The 20,944-nt window shown below is 72.3% G+C and carries 20 protein-coding genes; 5 read left to right on the top strand and 15 right to left on the bottom strand.

Translation table 11 applies throughout. The features are described from left to right. Genes IWH25_RS02080 through IWH25_RS02100 form a run of 5 tightly spaced genes read left to right on the top strand, consistent with a single transcriptional unit; the run spans position 1 to position 4,651 of the window. Positions 1-915, top strand: coding sequence for an ABC transporter permease subunit (locus IWH25_RS02080; protein ID WP_203387708.1), 915 nt, complete (start codon positions 1-3; stop codon positions 913-915). After that, positions 915-2,225, top strand: coding sequence for a high-affinity branched-chain amino acid ABC transporter permease LivM (livM, locus tag IWH25_RS02085; RefSeq protein WP_203387709.1), 1,311 nt, complete (start codon positions 915-917; stop codon positions 2,223-2,225). Before IWH25_RS02080 ends, livM begins: the two co-directional genes overlap by 1 nt. Next, positions 2,218-3,030: an ABC transporter ATP-binding protein gene (locus IWH25_RS02090; RefSeq protein ID WP_203387710.1), complete on the top strand. Its 813-nt coding sequence runs from the start codon at positions 2,218-2,220 to the stop codon at positions 3,028-3,030. The genes livM and IWH25_RS02090 overlap by 8 nt, the downstream gene beginning before the upstream one ends. Then, positions 3,027-3,743: an ABC transporter ATP-binding protein gene (locus tag IWH25_RS02095; protein WP_203387711.1), complete on the top strand. Its 717-nt coding sequence runs from the start codon at positions 3,027-3,029 to the stop codon at positions 3,741-3,743. Before IWH25_RS02090 ends, IWH25_RS02095 begins: the two co-directional genes overlap by 4 nt. Further along, positions 3,740-4,651, top strand: a complete 912-nt coding sequence (locus IWH25_RS02100) for a DMT family transporter (RefSeq protein ID WP_203387712.1) — start codon at positions 3,740-3,742, stop codon at positions 4,649-4,651. Before IWH25_RS02095 ends, IWH25_RS02100 begins: the two co-directional genes overlap by 4 nt. A 10-nt stretch (positions 4,652-4,661) precedes the next feature. Here the strand turns inward: IWH25_RS02100 and IWH25_RS02105 are convergent, their stop codons facing one another. The 15 genes from IWH25_RS02105 to IWH25_RS02175 all read right to left on the bottom strand — a co-directional run bounded on the left by IWH25_RS02105 (position 4,662) and on the right by IWH25_RS02175 (position 20,940). Continuing rightward, complete coding sequence (locus IWH25_RS02105) at positions 4,662-5,954, bottom strand: cobyrinic acid a,c-diamide synthase CobB (RefSeq protein ID WP_203387713.1); 1,293 nt, start codon at positions 5,952-5,954, stop codon at positions 4,662-4,664. A 102-nt stretch (positions 5,955-6,056) separates the two neighbouring features. Beyond that, positions 6,057-6,740 carry a haloacid dehalogenase type II gene (locus tag IWH25_RS02110; RefSeq protein ID WP_203387714.1) on the bottom strand — a complete coding sequence of 228 codons (684 nt, stop codon included), beginning with the start codon at positions 6,738-6,740 and terminating at the stop codon, positions 6,057-6,059. 26 nt (positions 6,741-6,766) lie between these two features. Next, positions 6,767-7,018: an acyl carrier protein gene (locus tag IWH25_RS02115; protein WP_203387715.1), complete on the bottom strand. Its 252-nt coding sequence runs from the start codon at positions 7,016-7,018 to the stop codon at positions 6,767-6,769. A gap of 11 nt (positions 7,019-7,029) precedes the next feature. Continuing rightward, positions 7,030-8,169, bottom strand: a complete 1,140-nt coding sequence (locus tag IWH25_RS02120; protein WP_203387716.1) for a dihydrolipoamide acetyltransferase family protein — start codon at positions 8,167-8,169, stop codon at positions 7,030-7,032. Next, complete coding sequence (locus IWH25_RS02125) at positions 8,162-9,142, bottom strand: alpha-ketoacid dehydrogenase subunit beta (RefSeq protein WP_203387717.1); 981 nt, start codon at positions 9,140-9,142, stop codon at positions 8,162-8,164. Before IWH25_RS02125 ends, IWH25_RS02120 begins: the two co-directional genes overlap by 8 nt. Further along, positions 9,139-10,155, bottom strand: coding sequence for a pyruvate dehydrogenase (acetyl-transferring) E1 component subunit alpha (gene pdhA, locus IWH25_RS02130; protein ID WP_203387718.1), 1,017 nt, complete (start codon positions 10,153-10,155; stop codon positions 9,139-9,141). Before pdhA ends, IWH25_RS02125 begins: the two co-directional genes overlap by 4 nt. Beyond that, entirely contained in the window at positions 10,152-11,912 is a 1,761-nt protein-coding gene (acsA, locus tag IWH25_RS02135) for an acetate--CoA ligase (RefSeq protein ID WP_203387719.1), read from the bottom strand. Before acsA ends, pdhA begins: the two co-directional genes overlap by 4 nt. Before the next feature lie 126 nt (positions 11,913-12,038). Continuing rightward, positions 12,039-12,551 (bottom strand): TlpA family protein disulfide reductase, encoded by a 513-nt coding sequence (locus IWH25_RS02140; RefSeq protein WP_203387720.1) that lies wholly within the window; start codon positions 12,549-12,551, stop codon positions 12,039-12,041. 24 nt (positions 12,552-12,575) lie between these two features. Next, positions 12,576-12,983, bottom strand: a complete 408-nt coding sequence (locus IWH25_RS02145; RefSeq protein WP_203387721.1) for a hypothetical protein — start codon at positions 12,981-12,983, stop codon at positions 12,576-12,578. Beyond that, complete coding sequence (locus IWH25_RS02150; RefSeq protein ID WP_203387722.1) at positions 12,980-13,420, bottom strand: MotA/TolQ/ExbB proton channel family protein; 441 nt, start codon at positions 13,418-13,420, stop codon at positions 12,980-12,982. The genes IWH25_RS02145 and IWH25_RS02150 overlap by 4 nt, the downstream gene beginning before the upstream one ends. Further along, the gene (locus tag IWH25_RS02155; protein WP_203387723.1) at positions 13,417-17,760 is read right to left on the bottom strand and encodes a cobaltochelatase subunit CobN; all 4,344 of its coding nucleotides are present in this window, start codon (positions 17,758-17,760) and stop codon (positions 13,417-13,419) included. Before IWH25_RS02155 ends, IWH25_RS02150 begins: the two co-directional genes overlap by 4 nt. 14 nt (positions 17,761-17,774) lie before the next feature. Further along, positions 17,775-18,386, bottom strand: coding sequence for a cob(I)yrinic acid a,c-diamide adenosyltransferase (gene cobO, locus IWH25_RS02160; protein WP_203387724.1), 612 nt, complete (start codon positions 18,384-18,386; stop codon positions 17,775-17,777). Then, positions 18,383-19,174: a substrate-binding domain-containing protein gene (locus tag IWH25_RS02165; protein ID WP_203387725.1), complete on the bottom strand. Its 792-nt coding sequence runs from the start codon at positions 19,172-19,174 to the stop codon at positions 18,383-18,385. Before IWH25_RS02165 ends, cobO begins: the two co-directional genes overlap by 4 nt. Before the next feature lie 21 nt (positions 19,175-19,195). Beyond that, positions 19,196-19,966: an ABC transporter ATP-binding protein gene (locus tag IWH25_RS02170; RefSeq protein ID WP_203387726.1), complete on the bottom strand. Its 771-nt coding sequence runs from the start codon at positions 19,964-19,966 to the stop codon at positions 19,196-19,198. Beyond that, on the bottom strand, positions 19,963-20,940 hold the full coding sequence (locus IWH25_RS02175) for a FecCD family ABC transporter permease (protein ID WP_203387727.1): 978 nt from the start codon (positions 20,938-20,940) through the stop codon (positions 19,963-19,965). Before IWH25_RS02175 ends, IWH25_RS02170 begins: the two co-directional genes overlap by 4 nt. Between the last annotated feature and the right edge of the window lie 4 nt (positions 20,941-20,944).

Consider the following 20,944-nt stretch of genomic DNA (forward strand, 5'->3'; position numbering starts at 1 on the left):
ATGGCACACGCCCTGCAACAACTGATCAACGGCCTCGCGCTCGGCTCGCTCTACGGGCTGATCGCGATCGGCTACACGATGGTCTACGGCATCATCGGCATGATCAACTTCGCCCACGGCGACATCTACATGATCAGCGCCTTCATCGCGGTCACCGCGTTCACGCTGCTCGCCGCCGCCGGCGTCTCGTCGATCCCGCTGGCGCTCGCCTTCGTGCTGATCGTCACGCTGTTCTTCACCACCGCCTACGGCTGGGCCGTCGAGCGCACCGCCTACCGGCCGCTGCGCGGCGCGCCGCGGCTGGCGCCGCTGATCTCGGCGATCGGCATGTCAATCTTCCTGCAGAACTTCGTGCAGGTGTCGCAGGGCGCGCGCGTCAAGCCGATTCCGCCGGTGATCGAGGGCGGGCTGACGCTGGCGACGATCGACGGCCACGCGGTGCACCTCGCCTGGACGCAGCTCCTGATCATCGTCGTCACCGTCGTGCTGATGATCGCCTTCACCTGGCTGATCACGCAGACCAACTTCGGCCGCCAGCAGCGCGCCTGCGAGCAGGACCGGACGATGACCGCGCTGCTCGGCATCAACGTCGACCGCGTCATCTCCTCGACCTTCATGATCGGCGCCGCGCTCGCCGCGGTGGCCGGGGTCATGGTCACCATCTACTACGGCGTCGTCGACTTCTTCATCGGCTTCGTCGCCGGCATCAAGGCCTTCACCGCCGCCGTCCTCGGCGGCATCGGCTCGCTGCCCGGCGCCATGCTCGGCGGGCTGATCATCGGCCTCGTCGAGGCCTTCTGGGGCGCCTACCTGTGGGCCGAGTACAAGGACGTCGCCACCTTCGGCATCCTCATCCTGGTGCTGATGTTCCGGCCCAGCGGGCTGCTCGGCCGGCCGGAAGTGGAGAAGGTGTGATGAGCACGACCATCGTCCTTGCGCACGCGCCGACGCTCGCCTCCCGCCTCCGCGACGCCGGCGCCGCCGCCTTCGTCGCGCTGATGCTGGGCATCCCGCTGATCGGCCTGAGCACCGAAGACCAGGGCGGCGCGCTCGCCGTCATCACGCGCTGGCCGCTGCTGGCGCAGTTCGTCGCCGCCTGCTTCGTCGGCCGCCTGGCGCTGATCTGGGGCATCGACGCGCTGAAGTCGCGCCGCCAGTCGCGGCAGGCCGCCGGCCTCGTCGCCGCGCCGAAGAAGCACGACGGCATCCTGCGCGCCGCCGGCTGGCTGCTGCTCGGCGCCGCCGTCACGCTGCCGCTGTTCTTTGCCGACAACCGCTACGTCGTCGACACGCTGACCACGCTCCTGATCTACGTCATGCTCGGCTGGGGGCTGAACGTCGTCGTCGGGCTGGCCGGCCTGCTCGACCTGGGCTGCGTCGCCTTCTACGCGGTCGGCGCCTACACCTACGCGCTGCTGGCGACGCAGTTCGGCTGGAGCTTCTGGGAGGCGCTGCCGGTCGCCGGCGCCACCGCCGCCACCTTCGGCATGCTGCTCGGCTGGCCGATCCTGCGCCTGCGCGGCGACTACCTGGCCATCGTCACCCTCGGCTTCGGCGAGATCATCCGCCTGATCCTGGTGAACTGGACCGAGCTCTCCGGCGGCCCCAACGGCATCGCGTCGATCCCGCGGCCGTCCTTTTTCGGCCTGCCGTTCAAGGCCGACGGCGGCGACGAGGCGACCTTCGCCGGCTTCTTCGGCCTCGACTTCTCGCCGATGCACCGCATCATCTTCCTCTACTACCTGATCCTGGTGCTGGCGCTCCTGACCAACCTGTTCGTCAGCCGGCTCAGGAAGCTGCCGGTCGGGCGCGCCTGGGAGGCGCTGCGCGAGGACGAGATCGCCTGCCAGGCGCTCGGCATCAACGTCACCAACGTCAAGCTGTCGGCCTTCGCCATCGGCGCCATGCTCGGCGGCTTCGCCGGCGTCTTCTTCGCCGCGCGGCAGGGCTTCATCTCGCCGGAGAGCTTCGTCTTCACCGAGTCGGCGATCATCCTCGCCATCGTCGTCCTCGGCGGCATGGGCAGCCAGATGGGCGTCGTGCTGGCGGCCTCGGTGCTGGTGCTGCTGCCCGAGTTCGGCCGCCAGTTCGCCGAGTACCGCATGCTGGTCTTCGGCCTGGCGATGATCCTGATCATGGTCTGGCGCCCGGGCGGCCTGCTCGCGGCGCGCGAACCGACGCTGACGCTGGGCGCGCGCACCGCGAAGGAGACGAAAGATGCCTGAGACCCTGCTCGAAGTCAGCCGGCTGACGATGCGCTTCGGCGGCCTGACCGCGATCGACGATCTCTCGCTCGCGGTGCCGGCGAACAGCATCACCGCGATCATCGGCCCCAACGGCGCCGGCAAGACGACGCTGTTCAACTGCCTGACCGGCTTCTACAAGCCGACCGAGGGCGACGTCTGCCTGCACCATCCGCAGCAGGGCGACGTGCACCTGCAGACCCTGCCCTCGCACCTCGTCGCGCGCGACGCCGGCGTCGTCCGCACCTTCCAGAACATCCGCCTGTTCCCGAAGATGACGGTGCTGGAGAACCTCGTCGTCGCGCAGCACAACCGGCTGCAGGCGGCCTCGCGTTTCTCGCTGGCCGGCCTCTTCGGCCTGCCCGGCTACCGCCGCGCCGAGGCCGAGGCGGTAGCCCGGGCGGCGACCTGGCTCGACCGCCTCGGCCTCGGCCACCTCGCCGACCACGCCGCCGGCGCGCTGCCCTACGGCACGCAGCGGCGCATCGAGATCGCCCGCGCGCTGTGCGTCGACCCGATCCTGCTCTGCCTCGACGAGCCGGCCGCCGGCTTGAACCCGCGCGAGTCGGCCGAGCTCAACGCGCTGCTGCTGCACCTCGCGCGCGAGCGCGGCATCGCGATCATGCTGATCGAGCACGACATGAGCGTGGTCATGCGCGTCTCCGACCACATCGCGGTGATCAACTACGGCCGCAAGATCGCCGAGGGCACGCCGCAGCAGATCCAGAACGACCCACTGGTGATCAAGGCCTACCTGGGCGAAGACGACGAACAGGAGGCGGCATGATCCTCAAGCTATCCGGAGTCCATGCCCACTACGGGCACATCCACGCGCTGAAGGGCCTCGACATCGAGGTCGAGGCCGGCGAGATCGTCACGCTGATCGGCGCCAACGGCGCCGGCAAGTCGACGCTGATGATGAGCATCTTCGGCAACCCGCGCGCCTCCGCCGGCCGCATCGTCTTCGACGGCGAGGACATCACCGGCCTGCCGACGCACGCGATCTCGCACCGCGGCATCGCGCTGGTGCCGGAGGGACGGCGCATCTTCCCGCGCATGACGGTGCTGGAGAACCTGCAGATGGGCGCCGCGCTCGCCGACCCCGGCAACTTCGAGGCCGACGTCGCGCGCATGGTCGGGCTCTTCCCGATCCTCGGCGAGCGCAAGCTGCAGCGTGCCGGCACGCTCTCGGGCGGCGAGCAGCAGATGCTGGCGATCGCCCGCGCGCTGATGAGCCGGCCGAAGCTCCTGATGCTCGACGAACCCTCGCTCGGCCTCGCCCCGCTGTACATCCGCAAGATCTTCCAGATCGTGCGCGAGCTGAACGCCGAGCACGGCATGACCATCCTGCTGGTCGAGCAGAACGCCAACCACGCGCTCAAGGTGGCGCACCGCGGCTACGTGCTGCAGCACGGCCAGATCGTGCTCGCCGGCAGCGGCGCCGAACTGCTGGCGAGCCCCGAGGTGCGCGCCGCCTACCTCGAGGGCGGCCACGGATGAGCCGGGCCGACACCGCGGCGCCGCCGCGCTGGCTGCCCTTCGTCGTCCTCGGCATCGGCCTCGCGGCGATCTCGTTCGGCGCCATCCTGGCACGCTTCGCGCAGGGCGGCGGCGTCCCCTCGCTGGTCGTCGCCGCCGTCCGCCTCGGGCTCGCCGCGCTGATCGTGACGCCGATCGCGCTGCTCCATTCGCGGCCGGCATTGGCCCGGCTGACCGGACGCCAGATGGGACTCGCGCTCGCCGCCGGCGCCTGCCTGGCGCTGCATTTCGCGACCTGGATCACCTCGCTGGAATACACCTCGGTGGCCTCCAGCACCGCACTGGTGACGACCAACCCGCTGTGGATCGGGCTCGCTTCCTTCGTCCTCTTCGGCGAGCGGCCGGGGCGGGCGATGGTCGGCGGCATCGCGCTGTCGCTCGCCGGCAGCCTGTGCATCTTCTGGAGCGACAGCGCGCACGCCGCCGCCGGCGCGCAGCCGCTGCTCGGCAACCTGCTGGCGCTGATCGGCAGCTGGTGCTTCTCGGCCTACCTGCTGATCGGCCGCCGGCTGCGCGCGGGCCTGCCGCTGCCCGCCTACATCTGGCTCGCCTACGGCGTCGCCGCGCTGTTCCTGGTCGCCGGCACGCAGGTCGCCGGGCAGGCCTTCTCCGGCTACCCGCTCGCCGCCTGGCTGGCGCTCTGCGGCCTCGCCATCGGCCCGCAGCTGCTCGGGCACACCGCCTACAACTGGTCGCTGCGCCACGTCTCGGCGACCTTCGTCGCCGTCGTCACGCTCGGCGAGCCGGTCGGCAGCGCGCTGCTGGCCTTCCTCTTCTTCGACGAAGGCTTCACGCCGCTGCAGTTCGCCGGCTTCGCGCTGCTGCTCGCCGGCATCTACCTGGCGGCGCAGTCCGAACGGAAGAGCTGAACGGCAGCAATCAGCGCGCGAACAGCGCGGCGACCGCCGCCGGATTCGACGGGAAGTAGAGGTGCAGGTAGCTGGCGGTAAGGCGCTCGATGCGCCAGACCGCCTCGCCCTCGCTAGCGCCCTGCTTCTTCGCGGCGCGCGCGAACGGCGCCAGCGGCGTCTCGGCCCGCGAGTAGTGGAAGGTGTGGCCGCGGATTGCAGCCTGGCCGTCGAGCGCGACCTCCTGCATGCCGAGCGCGGCGAGCTTCTTCTGCATCGTCACCGCGCCGGGAATCAGGCTGCCCAGCCAGTGCGCCTGGCCATCGCCGTCGACCAGCGTCTCGAACAACGCCATCATGCCGCCGCATTCGGCATAGGCCGGCTTGCCGGCGGCGACGTGTTTCGACAGCGACGCCCACAGCGAACGGTTCGCCGACAGTGCCTTGCCGTGCAGTTCCGGATAGCCGCCGGGCAGCCACACCGCGTCGCAATCGGGCAGCGCGGCGTCGGCGAGCGGCGAGAAGAAGACGAGGCGGGCGCCGAGCGCCTGCAGGCAGTCGAGGTTGGCCGGGTAGAGGAAGCAGAAGGCGGCGTCGCGGGCGACCGCGATGGTGGTGCCGGCGAGTAGCGGCGGCAGCGCCGGGGGTGCCGCGGCGGCGAAGTCGACGGCCGGCGGCAGCGCCGCAGCGTCGGTCTTCGCCAGCGCGTCGGCCATGCGGTCGAGGCGCGCCGACAGGTCGGCGATCTCGGCGGCGGGCAGCAGGCCGAGGTGGCGCTCGGGCATCGCCGCATAGTCGTCGCGCGGCAGATGGCCCATCCAGCGGATGTCTTCCGGCAGGCTCTTCTTCAGCAGTTCGGCGTGATAGTCGCTGCCGACGCGGTTGGCGAAGGCGGCGGTGAGCGGCGTTCCCGGCCGATAGTGCTTGAGGCCGTAGGCGATCGCGCCGAAGCTGGTGGCCATCGCCGCGCCGTCGATCACGGTCAGGATCGGGATGCCGAGACGCTGCGCGAGCTCCGCCGCCGGCGGCTCGCCGTCGAACAGGCCCATCACCCCTTCGACCAGGATCAGGTCGGCCTCCTTCGCCGCCGCGGCCAGCCGCCAGCGCGCGTCTTCCTCGCCGCACATCCACAGGTCGATGTTGGCGCACGGCGCGCCGCTCGCTACCGCGTGGATCTGCGGGTCGAGGAAGTCCGGGCCGCACTTGAACACGCGCACCCGGCGCCCCTGCCGCGCATGCAGCCGCGCCAGCGCGGCGACGACGGTGGTCTTGCCCTGGCCGGAGGCGGGCGCGGCGACGAGGAGGGCGGGGCAGGAATGGGTCATGGCGGCAGTTTCGTGGCGATCGGCAGGGACCGCGTTTATAGCAGTTTTTTGGCGGCACGGGCGGCTGCGGCGCGCGCCACGCGGCCGCCCACCGGGCCGCGGCTACGCCAGCCAGTCCGGCAGCGCCGAGAGGTCGCCGATCTCGCCGTCGGGCGGCGACGGGATGCGCTCCGGCGGCTGCCGCGCGCGGTTGCACCACAGCACGCGGAAGCCGAAGGATTTGGCCGAGAAGGCGTCCCAGCCGTTCGCCGAGAGGAAGCAGATGCACCCGGGAACGATGCCGAAGCGATCGACGGCGAGGCCGTAGACCGCCGGATGCGGCTTGTAGACGCCGACCGCCTCGACCGAGAGCACCGCGTCGAGCAGGTCGCCGATGCCGGCGTTGGCGACCGCCGCAGCGAGCATCGCCGGGCTGCCGTTGGACAGGATCGCCAGCTGCAGGCCGCGCGCCTTCAGCGCCGCCAGCGTCGCCGGCACCTCCGGATAGGCGGCGATCCGCAGGTAGCGGTGCAGCAGCCGCTCGCGCAGCGGGGGGTCGTCGATGCCGAGCGCGGCCAGCGCGAAGTCGAGCGCGTCGGCGGTGACCTGCCAGAAATCCGCGTGATGCCCGGCCAGCCCGCGCAGCCACGTGTATTGCAGTTGCTTGCTGCGCCACAGTTCGGACAGCGCCAGCCACCGCTCGCCGAGCGCCTCCTCGGCGCCGCGGGCGACGCTGCCGACGTCGAACAGCGTGCCGTAGGCGTCGAAGACGACAACCTCGATGCCCAACAGTTTGTGTCGATCCATTGCCTCCTCCTCGCTTGTGCAAACGCTCAGCCGGTCTTTTCCCGCAGGTAGCGCACCAGCTCATCGATCGACACCAGCCGCCGGTAATCGGTTTCCGGGATCGCCACCCCGAGCGTCCGGCTCAGCCCGATCAGGAAGTTGAGCCAATCCATCGAGTCGAGGTCGACCTGCTGGCGCAGCGGTCGGTCGGCGCGCAGCGCGCCGGCGTCGATTTCCGGGGCGATCGTCTGCAGCGTGGCGACGACGATCGCGCGCAATTCACCGGGGTCGCGGGGCATGCTCTTCTCCTTCACAGTTCGTCCGGATGCTGCAGGCGCGCGCGCAGTTCGGCGAGGAACAGCGCGCCGCGATGGCCGTCGGAGACGCGATGGTCGGCAGCGAGGCTGGCGACCACCGTCGGCGCCACGCCCAGCGTGCCGTCCTCGACCCACGGCCGTTCGGCGACGGCGCCGAAGCCGACCAGCGCCACCTGCGGCGGGTAGATGACGCCGGCAACCGCCTCGACGCCCTGCTCGCCGAGGTTGGTGACGGTGACCGTCGCCTCGTTCAGTTCCGAACTGCGCAGCGAGCCGGCGCGCGCCCGCCCGACCAGGTCGGCCAACTCGCGCATCAGCTGCGCGAGCGGTTTGCTGTCGGCGTCGCGCAGCGCCGGCGCGATCAGCCCGCCCTGGCGCAGCGAGATGGCGACACCGAGGTGCACCGCCGTCGACGGCTGGTACCGACCGTCGACGAAGAAGCCGTTCAGCTCCGGATACTTCGCCAGCGCCAGCGCCACCGCCTTCAGCTGCAGCGCCGCGAGCAGCAAGCGCTCGCTGATCGGCCGCCCGGCGTTGGCTGCCGTCAGCCAGGCCTGCGCGCGCGCCAGCGGGATCGTCTCGAACAAGTAGTAGTGCGGAATCTCGCGCTTCGAGCGGCTCATCGCGGCGGCGATGGCGCGGCGCATTTCGGCGTTGCGGTCGGGGCTGGCGGCCACCGGCGGCCGCGGCACCGGTGCCGGCGGCGGCGTGACCGACTGCGGCCTGCCCGCTGCACGCTCGACGTCGGCCAGCGTGATCGCGCCGCCTTCGCCGCTGCCCGGCACCGTCGCCGGATCGATGCCGAGCGCCTCGGCGCGCCGCCGCGCCGCCGGCGAGATGCGCAGGCGGCCGGCCGGCGGCATGGCGCCGACGCTCGGCACCGCGGCGGCGGTCTCGCCCAGCTCGTCGAGCGTCGCCAGCACGGTACCGACCGGGATCGTCGTCTCCGGCGCGACCAGCAGCTCGCGCACCACGCCGGCCTGCCAGATCTCGACGTCGACCGCCGCCTTCGCGGTGTCGACGATCGCCAGCACCTGCCCCTTGTGCACGCGGTCGCCGGGCTTCACCAGCCACTGCAGCAGCTTGCCCTCGTCCATGTCGGCGCCGAGCGACGGCAGCTTGAATTCAAACACCGAGCACCTCCCTGACCGCGGCGGCGATCCTCTCCGGTTGCGGCAGCGCCGCCGCCTCCATGTGCTTCGCGTAGGGGATCGGCACCTCCGCGCTGCAGACGCGCAGCGGCGGCGCGTCGAGGTCGTAGAAGCAGCGCTCGACGATGCGCGCGACGACCTCGGCGGCGAGGCTGCCGCTCTTCCAGCCCTCGTCGACGACCACCGCGCGGTGCGTCTTCGCCAGCGACGCGGCGATCGCGTCGGTGTCGAGCGGGCGCAGCACGCGCAGGTCGAGCACCTCGACCTCGATGCCGTCGGCGGCCAATTGTTCCGCCGCCTGCAGCGCCTTCGGCAGGCAGCCGCCGTAGGTGATCAGCGTCGCCTGGGAGCCTTCGCGGCGGACCGCCGCGTGCGCGATGTCGCAGGCCCAGCCGTCCGGCGATGCGGGGAGTTCGCCTTCCAGGTTGTAGAGCTGGGCGTGCTCGAAGATCACCACCGGGTCGGGATCGGCGAGCGCCGGCGCCAGCATGCCGCGCGCGTCGGCGATCGTCGCCGGCGCCAGCACGCGGATGCCGGGGATGTGCGCGTACCAGTTCTCCAGGCTGTGCGAATGCTGCGCGGCGAGCTGGCGGCCGGCGCCGGTGGCCATGCGCAGCACCAGCGGCACCGAGAACTGGCCGCCGGACATGTGGCGCAGCAGCGCCGCGCTGTTCACGATCTGGTCGAGCGCGAGCAGGCTGAAATTCACCGTCATCACCTCGACGATCGGGCGCAGGCCGCCGAGCGCGGCGCCGACACCGGCGCCGACGAAGCCGAGCTCGGACAGCGGCGTGTCGCGGATGCGCTCGGGGCCGAACTCGTCGAGCAGTCCCTTCGACACCGCGTAGGTGCCGCCGTAGCGGCCGACGTCCTCGCCCATCAGGAAGACGCGCGGATCGGCGATGAGCGCCTCGCGCAGCGCCAGGCGCAGGGCTTCGCGGTAGCTGGTCTTCATCGCGCGGCCTCCGGCGTATGGACGTCGCGCAGCAGGTCGGCGACCGGCTCCCACGGCGCCGCCTCGGCAAAGGCGACGGCGGCGTCGACCTCGGCCTGCGCCGCGGCGTCGAGCCTGAGGAAGGCAGCCTCGTCGAGCCGGCCTTCGGCCTTCAGCTGCGCCGAGAAGGTATGGATCGGCCCGCGCTGTTTCCACGCCTCGATCTCGGCCTTGTCGCGGTAAAGGTCGGGGTCGAACATCGAATGCGCGCGGAAGCGGTAGGTCTGCAGCTCGACGAAGAACGGCCCGCCGCCGGCGCGCACTGCCGCCACCGCGTCGCCGACCGCGGCATGCACCGCGCGCACGTCCATGCCGTCGGCGGCGCGCGCGCGCACCTTGTAGGCCGCGGCCTTGGCGCACAGGTCGGTCTGCGATTCGGAGCGGGCGAGCGCGGTACCCATCGCGTACAGGTTGTTCTCGCAGCAGAACAGCACCGGCAGCTGCCACAGCGCGGCGAGGTTGATCGATTCGTGGAAGGCGCCCTCGGCCATCGCCCCCTCGCCGAAGACGCAGGCGGTGATGCGTGGCAGCTTGCGCATGCGGTCGGCGAGCGCGAGGCCGACGGCGAGCGGCAGGCCGCCGCCGACGATCGCCTGGCCGCCGTAGAAACGGCGCGCGGCGTCGAACAGGTGCATCGAGCCGCCGCGGCCGCGCGAGCAGCCGGCGGCCTTGCCGAACATCTCGGCCATGATCGCGTTCATCGGCACGCCGCGCAGCAGCGCGTGGCCGTGCTCGCGATAGGTGGCGACGACGTTGTCGTCGGCGGCGAGCGCGTGCATGGTGCCGGCGGCGCAGGCCTCTTCGCCGATGTAGAGGTGCAGGAAGCCGCGGATCTTGCCGGCACCGTAGAGCTCGGCGCACTTCTCCTCGAGGCGGCGGATGCGCAGCATGTCGGCGAGCAGGCGCAGCGGCAGCGCGCTGTCGTCGGCAGCCGGCGCCGCGGCGGGGGTTTCCTGCTTCCGGCGCGGACTCATGCGCCACCCTCCAGCGTCGAGGTGTCGCCTTCCGGCAGGCCAAGCTCGCGCGCCTTGAGCAGGCGGCGCATGATCTTGCCGCTGCGCGTGCGCGGCAGCGTGGTGAGGAAGTCGATCTCCTTCGGCGCCACCGCGGCGCCGAGCCGGCGCCGCGCGTGCGCGAGCAGCTCGAGGCGCAGCGCCTCGCCCGGCGCGTGTCCGGCCTTCAGCGACACGAAAGCCTTCACCACCTCGCCGACGACCGCGTCGGGCTTGCCGATGACGCCCGCCTCGGCCACCGCCGGGTGCTCCATCAGCGCGCTCTCGACCTCGAATGGGCCGATCAGGTGGCCGGCCGACTTGATCACGTCGTCGGCGCGGCCGACGAACCAGAAGTAGCCGTCGGCGTCGCGCCGCGCCAGGTCGCCGCTGAGGTACCAGTCGCCGGCGAAGCACTTTTCGTAGCGCGCCGCGTCGTTCAGGTGGCCGCGCAGCATCGACGGCCAGCCGCGCTTCAGCGCCAGCTCGCCGTCGCCGCCGTCGACGACCGGCTCGACCGAGCCGTCGGCCAGGCGGCGCACGATCGCCGCCTCGACGCCGGGCAGCGGCACGCCCATCGCGCCGGGCTTGATGGCGAGCGCCGGCAGGTTGGCGATCATGATGCCGCCGGTCTCGGTCTGCCACCAGTTGTCGTGGATCGCGTGGCCGAGCACTTCCTTGCCCCACCACACCGCCTCCGGATTGAGCGGCTCGCCGACGCTGGCGACGAAGCGCAGCCGCGGATACGCATGTTGCCGCGCCAGCTCGGGGCCGGCCTTCATCAGCAGGCGGATCGCCGTCGGCGCCGTGTACCACACCGTCACCCCCTGTTCCTCCAGGATGCGGTACCAGCGCTCGGCGTCGAAGTCGGCGGCGTCGACGATCGAGGTCACGCCGTGCAGCAGCGGCGCGACGATGCCGTACGAGGTGCCGGTGACCCAGCCGGGATCGGCGGTGCACCAGAAGACGTCGTCGCCGTGCAGGTCGAGCGCGTAGCGGCCGGTGGCCCAGTGCGTGACGACCGCGTCGTGCACGTGCATCGCGCCCTTGGGCATGCCGGTGGTGCCGCTGGTGAAGTGCAGCAGCGCCAGCTCGTCGGGCTGCGTGGCGACGGTCGCAAAATCCTCGCCGGCGGCGGCCATCAGCGCGGCGAGGTCGTGCGTGCCGGCGACCGCGTCCGCCTCGCCGCTCTCGGACGCCAGCAGCACGTGGCGCAGGCTAGGCAGCTGCGCGCGGATCGCCGCCACCTTGCGCCGGTACAGCGCATCGGTGGTGACCAGCACGGCGCCTTCGCCGAGCCGGATGCGGGTGGCGATCGGCTCCGGCCCGAACGCCGAAAACAGCGGCGAAACGACGCAGCCGGCCTTGAGGCTGCCGAGGACGGCGACGTAGAGCTCGGGAATGCGGCCGGCAAGAACGAAGACGCGTTCGCCGCGGGCGACGCCGAGCGCGGCGAGCACGTTGGCGAAGCGCGAGGTGAGGCGGGAAAGCTCGCCGAACGTCAGGTCGCGGACGGCATCGTCACTGAGGAAGCGGAACGCGACGCGCTCGCGCCGCGCCCCCTGCGCGTGCCGCTCGACCGCCTCCTGCGCGATGTTGAGCGCGCCGCCGGGCAGGCCGGCGAGTTCGGCGCGCGCCGCCGCCCACGAGAAGGCCGCCCGCACCGCCGCGTAGTCGACGAGATTCGGCGGCACCGGCAGGTCGGCCGGGGTCTTGCGAATGATCGCGGGACGCGCCATGGATCGCTCCTCGAAACGGCATGGATCGAGGGGACTCTCAGCGCCCTGCCCCCTTACGTCATTGTTATGACGGCGGCGGCGGAAAGACAAGGGGAAAAGACCGGCGCCGGGCCGGCGCGGCAGCGCCTACGGCCGCAGGCCGAAGGCCTTGCCGATGACCTCGATCGCCTCGCGGCTGTCCCACTCCTTGGCGCCGTAGAATTTGGCGAGCACCCTGCCCTGCGCGTCGACGAGCAGCGTCAGCGGAATGCGGTCGGCGCCGAGCATGTTCTCCAGTTCGAGCCGGTTGTCGATGAAGTGCGGAAAGGCGGTATTCGCCGTCTTCAGGAAGGCGGTGGCGCGCGCGGTGTAGTCGTCGGTGGAGATGCCGATCACGGCGAACTGGCTGCCGTAGCGGCGCGCGAGGCGGTCGAGCGAGCCCATCTCGGCGCGGCACGGGCCGCACCAGCTGGCCCAGACGTTGATCAGCAGCGGCCTGCCGCGGAAGTCGGACAGTTTGCGGTCGGGCCCGGTCAGCCCCTGCAGGCGGGCGTCGCGCAGCGTCTGGCCGACGGCGACCTCGCCGGGCGTCGCGGCGGCGGCCGGCGCCAGCACGCCGAGCAGGCATGCGAGCAGGAGGGCAGATAGGGTTTTCTTCATGGGCGGCAGTCTACCAGCCGGCACTCACTTGCCTGCGCCCGGCTCGATCAGGATCAGCTTGCCGGTCTGCGGGTCGCGGAACACTTCGCCGACGCGGTCGTAGCCGGCGCCGGCCTGCTGCGCGCCAGCCGCCGGGCGCTCGACCTCGCGCCCCTTCTCGACCGGCACCGGCGCCTTCAGTGCCGCCTGGCTGCCGGCGGCGAGCGCCGCAAGCAGGCCGCAGGCGAAGACCAGCATCACGTCGACCAGGTTCACCAGGCTGGCGCGCGGGTCCTCGTCGCGGTCGTCGAAGCGCGCGTCGAGCCGCGCATAGAGGCGCAGGCGCTTGCGCGGGGCGGAATGCTGCGTCGCTCCACGACCGGAGGCCGCGCCAGCGGCCGAACCCTGGCCGCCCCCTTGCGCGGGAAGAGGGCTGGGGGAAAGGTGCTTCATGCCGCCTCCATCGCTTCCAGCACTTCCTCGTACCAGCGCCGGCGCAGCTTGCCGATGACCAGCCCGGCGATGCCGGCGACCAGGCCGAGGACGGTGGCGTCGAAGGCCACGGTGACGGCCGACGCCAGCTTCGCCGGATCGCCCTGGCCGAGCGCGGCGAGGCCCGGCCCGAGCGGGATGATCGTCGCCATCAGGCCGAGCATCGGCGGAATGCGCGCGAGCAGGTCGGCGCGCTCCAGCCGGTGGCGGGCAACGGCCTGCACGCGCAGCACGTCGCCGGCGGACTTCATTTTTTCGAGGCCGGCGAAGCGCTCGCCGACGGCGAGGCCGGCTTCGAGCGCGGCGATCGCGCAGGCGGCGACCAGCGCGGCGAGCGCCGGCGCCAGCAGCCAGGTGACAGCTTCGTGCAGCCAGGTGAGCAGGGCGGAATCGATCATGTCGGTCTCCGGGTCGAGGTCGGGATGAAAGTGGTGCCGCGCCAGAGGCCGGCGACGAAGAGGAAGGGCAGCAGCGCCAGCGCCGCCCAGGGAATCGGCGCGGCAGCGGCGGGGGCGGCGCGTTCGAGCTCGTAGGCGCGCGAAGGCGCGGGTTCGGCCGCGGCTTCGGCAACGGGCACCGGCGCGGCGAGCGTCGCCGCCGCGGCAGCCTGCGGGCCGAGCGTCGGTTTGGCCGCCGCGGCGGCCGGCGCGTACGCCGCCGGCACGTTCTCGCCGCGCGCCCTGGCCAGCACGACGCCGAGCGCCTGCGCGTCGGCCGCCGCGAGCTGCGGCGCCAGCCACTCCCACATCGGGTGGTTCGGCGCCGCGTGGCCGCTGCCGGGCAGGCCGTTCCTGGCGACCAGCCGCGCCAGCTCGCCGCCGAGCCGCTCGATCGTCGCCGCGTCCGTTTGCCAGAAGCCCTTGTGCGCAGCGACCAGGAAAATCGACAGCATGTGCGCCTTGACGTGCGCGTTCGCCCCCCGGCCGAGGAACTCGGGCAGGCCGAGCTTGTGCGCGTCATCGAGATAGACCGACTTCACTTCGTCCCAAGCCCAGTTCTCGATCAGGTCCGGGCGCGTCACCTGCCAGCCCCACAGATTCTCCAGGAACTCCTGGCCCATCGTGCGCGCGCCGGCGTAGCCGTGGCCCATCAGCGGCTTCAGCCAGGCCGGGTTGAGGAAGCGGCCGCGCAGTTCGCCAAGGACGGCGGTGGCGAGCGGCTCGATGTCGGCGCGGCCGGGGTCGGCGTGCTGCAGGATCAGCCCTTCCGGACGGCGGCCGGTAAGGCCCTCGACGGCGAGCGAGAGGCCGCCGAGGTAGTCGAAGGCGTCGTTGTTGTCGAGCACGCCGTAGAGGTTGCTGGCGCGGCCGTGCCAGGCGCGGCCGACGTTGGCGAGCGCACTGTCGAACGCCGCGTGCGCCGCCTCGCCGTCGGCGGCGAGCCCGTAGGCGTGACCGAGCCGCGTGCGGTAGACCTTGCCCAGTTCGAGGCGCTCGTGCCACGCGCCGGAGCGCTCGGTCAGCCGGTTGATGCCGGCGCCGTAGGCCCCCGGCGCGTCGCCGAATGTTCGCAGCGCCGCCTCGCGGCCGGCGACGGCCGGCGGCAGGCCGCGCTGCCGCAGCGCGTCGACGCGGCGCCGCCACTCGACGGCGACGCGGTTGGCGGCCGGCGCCTCGTCACCCCAGTGCACGGCCGGCAGCGGCTGCAGCGCGGCGGTGACGGCGTCCTGCAGCTCCGGCCGCTCGCGCACCAGCGCGTTCGCCGAGGCGGCGAGCGCGAGCAGGCCGGCGCGGTCGATCAGGCGCAGCAGGTTCGGGTAGAGGTCGCGGAACAGTCCCGAGGTGGTGACGATCACGTCGCGGCGCGGCGCATCGGAAACGAGGCGGACGTCGGTGACGATGCCGCGCGCATTCCACACCGGCTCGGCGCCCATCAGCGCCAACGCAAAGCCGACCATGACGCCCTCGTCGCGCACCGCGTCGGAGGCCCACAAAATGACTGCCTCACTGCCCTCGTGCGCCGCCTTCTTCTTCAGCGCGCGCGCCGCGAAGTCCTGGCCGAGCTTGTAGCCGAGCCGGGTCGGCAACAGGTCGCCGTCGACGGCGTGGAAGTTGCGGCCGGTCGGCAGCGCCTCGGGCGAGCGCAGCGGGTCGTTGCCCTTGCCCGGCGCCACGTAGCGGCCGGCCAGCCCGGCCAGCAGCGCCGCCATTTCCAGTTTCGGCGAGGCGGCGAGCTTGTCGGCGACGGCCGGGTCGTCCACCCCGCCCTGCTTCATCGACGCCAGCATCAGGTCGAGCGACTCGCGCGACCAGTCCTTGCCGAAGACGTGCAGGCCGTGCGGCATGAACTTCTCCTGCAGCTTGGTCAGGTAGTGGCCGATCTCGTGCGCCAAGAGCTCGTCGTCGGCCTGCTCGAAGCCGATGCCGCGCACCGCGAGCACGTCGGCCATCGACGCCTCCAGCTCCTGCTTCAGGTTCAGCGCCGCCACCTGCTCGCGCATGGTGCGCGCGGCGGCGGCCTTGATCGCTTCCGAACTGCTTGCCTCGAAGCTCTCGACCACCTGGCGCAGGGCCAGCAGCCGGTCGTAGAGCGGTGTCGCCGCGAGCGGCGGCGTCAGGTGGTCGACGATCACCGCCAGGCCGCGGCGCTTGGCCTGCACGCCCTCGCCGACGCCGTCGACGATGTACGGGTAGATGCCGGGCAGGTCGGACGCGACCAGGCTCGGGTAGTCGTCGGACGCGAGGCCGACCGCCTTGCCGGGCAGGAACTCGTAGGTCGAATGGCGGCCGAGGTGCACCAGCGCGTCGGCGCGGAAGGCGTCGCGCAGCCAGTGGTAGAAGGCGAGGAACTGGTGCGGCGGGGTGATGCTGGTGTTGGCGTGCAGCAGCTCCTCGTCGACCTCCCAGCCGCGCGGCGGCTGCGGGCCGACGAAGACCTTGCCGAAGACGAGGCCGGGAATTAGCAGGCGGGCGTCGTGGCCACGGCCGTGCACCATCACCCGGCCCGGCGCCGCGCCCCAGCCGCGCAGGCCTTCGATGGCCAGCGCGGCGAGGCGGCGCGCGGTTGCCGCGTTGCCAGCGCACGCGGTTTTCGCGCGCTCGGCCAGGCACTTCCGATAGCCGTCCTCCAGCTTCGCCAGTAATTTGATCGCCTCGTCGCGGCGCGGGTGGTCGGCACCTTCGACCAGGTGGCGCAGCTCCTTCAGCGCCGCCTCGACGCGCTTCTGGCCGAGCGTGCGCTCGCCGGCGCGCTCGGCTTCGAGCACCTCGGCGTGCAGCCGGCCGAGCGGGCCGTCGACCATCTCGCCCCGCACGCGCGGCGACAGCGTGCCGAACCAGCGCGCGTAGTCGGCGGCGCCGACGCCATTGACGTTCGGCGCCATGCGCGCGAGTTCGGCGCGGTCTTCGGGCAGGTTCACGCCGCGCTCCATGATCATCTCCAGCAGCGCTTCCGGCGTGGCCGGCAGCTCCCCGGTGTCGTAGCCGGCGGCCTTCATCTCGCGCAGGACATGGAACAGCGAAGCGGGCACGTCGAGGTTGTCGGCGCCGATGTTCTGCCGCCCCGGCGGGTGGTTGTAGTAGATCAGCGCGACGCGCTTGTCGAAATTCTTCTTCTGCGCCAGCGCCTGCCAGCGCGCGGCGCGCGCGGCGAGGCGCTCGACCTCTGCGGTGAGGACCTCGGGGCGGCGGATCTCGATGCCGGTCAGGCGGTCGATCGTCGGCTTGCCCGACGCGGCGACGACGATCGGCTGGCCGCTGCCCTGCAGCTCGGGCAGCGCGACGCGGTACTGCACCGAATCGGGCGGCAGGCCGTCCGGCGACAGCCGCCACTGCATCGCCGTGCGGTCGGTCAGGCGGATCGCCTTGAACACCGGCACGTCGAGCCTGGCCAGCGCGGCACCGACCGCCTCGCGGTGCTCGGCAGCGCCGACGACGAAGTCCTGCAGCACGACCAGCGCCGCCGGCTTGGCCGGCGCGACCAGTTCCGGCAGGCGCTCGACGACCTCGCGCGAGGTCGCCGCCCAGCGCGCCATGACCGCGATGCAGTTGACGCCTTTCCGGCGCGACGCGGCGCAGATCGCGTCGGCCGGCGCCGGGTCGGCGTTGGCGAGGTCGAGCACGACCAGCGCCGGGCCGGTCGGCACCGGCTGCCAGCGCCAGGCGGCAGCGTCGCTGCGCTCTTCGCTGCCTTTATCGCTGATCGCGCGCAGGCGCAGCGCCGGCTCGGGCTGCGGCACCGGCAGCGGCAGCGCCGGATGCAGCAGGTGGCGGTAGAGGTTGGCGACGTTGTCCGCGCCGCCGGCCTGCCAGGTCTGGCGCAGCGCGAGCCAGGCGCGCGCGCCGGGGTGCGCCGCGGCGGCGGCGAGCGCGTCGGCCGGCGGCTTTTCGAGCGTCAGGTTGCGCAGCGTCTCGCCGGGGAAGCCGGCGAGCGGCGCATCCGGCGCCGGGCGCGACATCAGCGACAGCGTCGCCTCGCCGTTCAGCGCGACGACGCGGGTACCGGTGCGCGCCTGCGGCAGCGCCTCCTTCAGCCGACGCGCCGGGTCGCCGAAGACGGCGACGGCGAGCACCGCGTCGGCCTCGGCGAGCGCGCGCGCGAGCTGCTTGTCGGGCATCGCCAAGAGCTGCGCCGGCGTACGCAGCAGCAGACGGTCGCCGGGATGGGCGGCAACGTGTTTCGCCGCCGCCTCGGCGGCGAGCGGCGCCGCGCGCTCGCTGACGACGCCGAACAGGGTTGCGGCCAGCGCCGGCAGCGGCAGCAGGCAGGCGACGGCGAGGACGGAGCGCAGGCGGCGCATCGGAATGCCGCTGATCAGTACTCGACGCCGGGCATCGCCTTCACACCGATCTTGAAGGCGTGCTTGAGCATGCCCATCTCGGTCACCGTGTCGGCGGCCTCGATCAGCGCCTCGGGCGCACCGCGGCCGGTGACGATCACCGTCTGCAGCCGCGGCCGCGCGGCGATCGCCGCCAGCACCTCGGCGAGGTCCAGCCAGCCGTACTTGAAGGCGTAGGTCATCTCGTCGAGGACGACCAGGTTGACCGACGGGTCGGCCAGGCACTCCCTGGCGATCGCCCACGCCGCCTGCGCGGCGGCGGTGTCGCGGCCGCTGTCCTGCGTCTCCCAGGTGAAGCCCTCGCCGCAGACGTGCCAGCGCACCTGCTCCGGGAACTTGCGGAAGAAACCCTCCTCGCCGGTGTCCGAGCGGCTCTTCACGAACTGCACGACGGCGACCCGGTGGCCGTGGCCGAGCGCGCGTGCGACGACGCCGAACGCGGCCGAGCTCTTGCCCTTGCCGTTGCCGGTGTTGACCAGCAGGATGCCGCGTTCTTCCTGGGCGGCGGCGATCTTCGCGTCGATCACTTCCTTCTTGCGCTGCATGCGGTCGTGGTGGCGCTGTTCGCGCGTGCTGTCTTCGCTCATTGCAGAGCCTCCTTGAGTTCGTCCAGGCCTTCGAGCAGACGCGGCCCGGGGTGAAAGAAATTGTCGCCGGGCAGCATCAGCAGCGTCACCGGCAGGGCGCCGAGGCGCGCATCGCAGTGGTTCTCGGCGCGGGTCATGAGGTTCACGACAATGTCCGGGCGCGTTGCCGCGACCAGCGCCGGGATGCTGTCGATCGGCTCGCCGTCGTGCAGGTGATGGATGCCCTCGGCACTTTCCGCGAGCGTAAACCCGGCCTTCTCGGCAAGGTCGCCGAGCATCGTGTTGCGGCCGTAGGAATACGGCCGCGTGGCGCACGCGGAAACGAGCAGGATGCGCCGCTGCCGCGCCGGCATCGCCGCTAGGCGCTGCTGCAGCTCGCGGCTGAAGCGGCGGGCGCGCGCCGCGGCCTCCTCGCTGCCGCTGGCGGCCGCCAGCGCGGCGACCATCTGCTCGCTCTCGGCCAGCGAGCGGTAGCCGCCGAGACGCAGCGAACGGGCGCCGGCCGGCGTGACGGCGGCCAGCGTGTCGGGCGCGGTGAGCATCGAGGTGACGATCAGATCCGGCGCGAGCGCGGCGATCGCGGCGGCATCCGGATCGCTGACGCCGCCGGTGTGCGGCAGCTGGCGTTCGTCGTAGCGCGAGACGCCGACCACGCAGTCGCCGCGGCCGAGCCAGTCGAGGGCGATGGTCAGGTACGGCGACTGGCTGACGATGCGCGGGCAATCGGCGGCGGCCGCGTCGAAGGCGGCGAGCGTCAGCAGGGGCAGCAGCAGGCGCAGCAGATGCATGGAATACCTCCGGAAAAGCGTTCAGCGCGGAATGAAGCCGACCATCCCGTCGGCTTCGATGGCGCGCAGCGGATGCTGGTAGAGCGCGGACAGGCGTTCGGCGGTGAGCATCTCGCGCACCGGGCCGAGTTCGCTGCGGCCGTCGCCGTGGATCAGCAGTGCGCGGTCGCAGTAGCGCCAGGCCAGCGCCGGTTCGTGCAGGACCATGACCACGCCGGCGTGGCAGTCGCGCGCGGCAGCGGCGAACAGGTCGAGCACCGCGATCTGGTGGTTGAGGTCGAGATGGGCGAGCGGTTCGTCGAGCAGGTAGAGCGGCGGCGCCTGCGTCAGCAGCGTGGCGATCGCCAGCCGCTGGCGCTCGCCGCCGGAGAGCGTCTGCACGTCGCGCGCTTCCAGGCCGGCGAGGCCGACGGCGGCGAGCGCGCCGCGCGCGATCTCGGCATCCGCCTTCGACTCCCAGTCCCAGCGGCCGAGGTGCGGGTGGCGTCCGGTCAGCGCCGTCTCCAGCACGGTCGAGGCAAAGGCGTCGCTGTGCCGCTGCGCCAGCCAGCCGCGCCGCTTCGCCGCCGCACGCGGACCGAGCGCGGCATAGCTGTCGCCGCCGAGGCGGACCTCGCCGGCGTCGGCGGCGCGCAGGCCGGCGAGCACCGACAGCAGCGTCGACTTGCCGGCGCCGTTGCGGCCGAGGATGGCCAGCCGCTCGCCGGCGGCGAGCGAGAAATCGAGCGCCCGACAGACCGTGTGGCCGCCGACGGCGACATCGAGTTGGCGCGCTTCGATCAATGCGCTCATTGCCGGTGCCTCGCCAGCAGGAAGAGGAAGACCGGCACACCGATCAGCGCCGTGAGCACGCCGACCGGCAGCTGCTGCGGCGCGACGACGGTGCGCGCCAGCGTGTCGGCCAGCGTCAGCAGTGCGCCGCCGGCGAGCACCGACGCGGGCAGCAGCAGGCGCTGGTCGTTGCCGATCGCCAGCCGCACCAGGTGCGGCACGATCAGGCCGACGAAACCGATCGAGCCGGCGCTGGTGACGGCCGTGGCGGTAACCAGCGAGGCGATGCCATAGACGGCGTAGCGCAGTCGGCGGACGTCGACGCCGAGAGCCTGCGCGGTGTCGTGGCCGCGCGCGAGCAGGTTCAGCTCGCGCGCGAAGGGCAAGGCGGCGATCAGCGCGGCGCCGAGGATGGCCAGCGCCACCGCCGGCGCCCCGGTCTGCGACAGGTCGCCCATCAGCCAGAAGAGCATGCCGCGCAGCTTGTGCTCGGGCGCGATCGACAGCATCAGCGCAACCAGCGCGCCGCAGCCGGCGGCAACGATGACGCCGGTGAGCAACAGCCGCGTCTGCGTCCACGCGCCGTCGCCGTGGGCCAGGCCGAAGACGATCAGCATCGCGCCGAGCGCGCCGCAGAAGGCCAGTCCGTTGATGCCGGCGGCCGATAGCCCGAGCAGGATCGCGAACATCGCGCCGACGCCGGCGCCGCCGGAGATGCCGAGGACGTAGGGGTCGGCCAGCGGATTCCTGAGCAATACCTGCATCAGCGCGCCGGCCAGCGCCAGCAGCCCGCCGCAGGCGAAGCCGGCGAGCGCCCGCGGCAGGCGCAGGTCGCGCACGATCGCCGCGTGCTCGACCGGCTCGCCGAGCAGCGCGGCAAGCACGTCGGCGAGCGGCACCGACAGGCTGCCGACCGCCAGCGCCGCCGCGAAGCTCGCCACGCCGAGCAGCGCGAGCACGGCGAGGACGAGGACGGCGCGGCGGTGGCTGGGCATGGCG

The organism is Azospira restricta, from assembly GCF_016858125.1.
Classification (GTDB): Bacteria; Pseudomonadota; Gammaproteobacteria; order Burkholderiales; family Rhodocyclaceae; genus Proximibacter; species Proximibacter restrictus.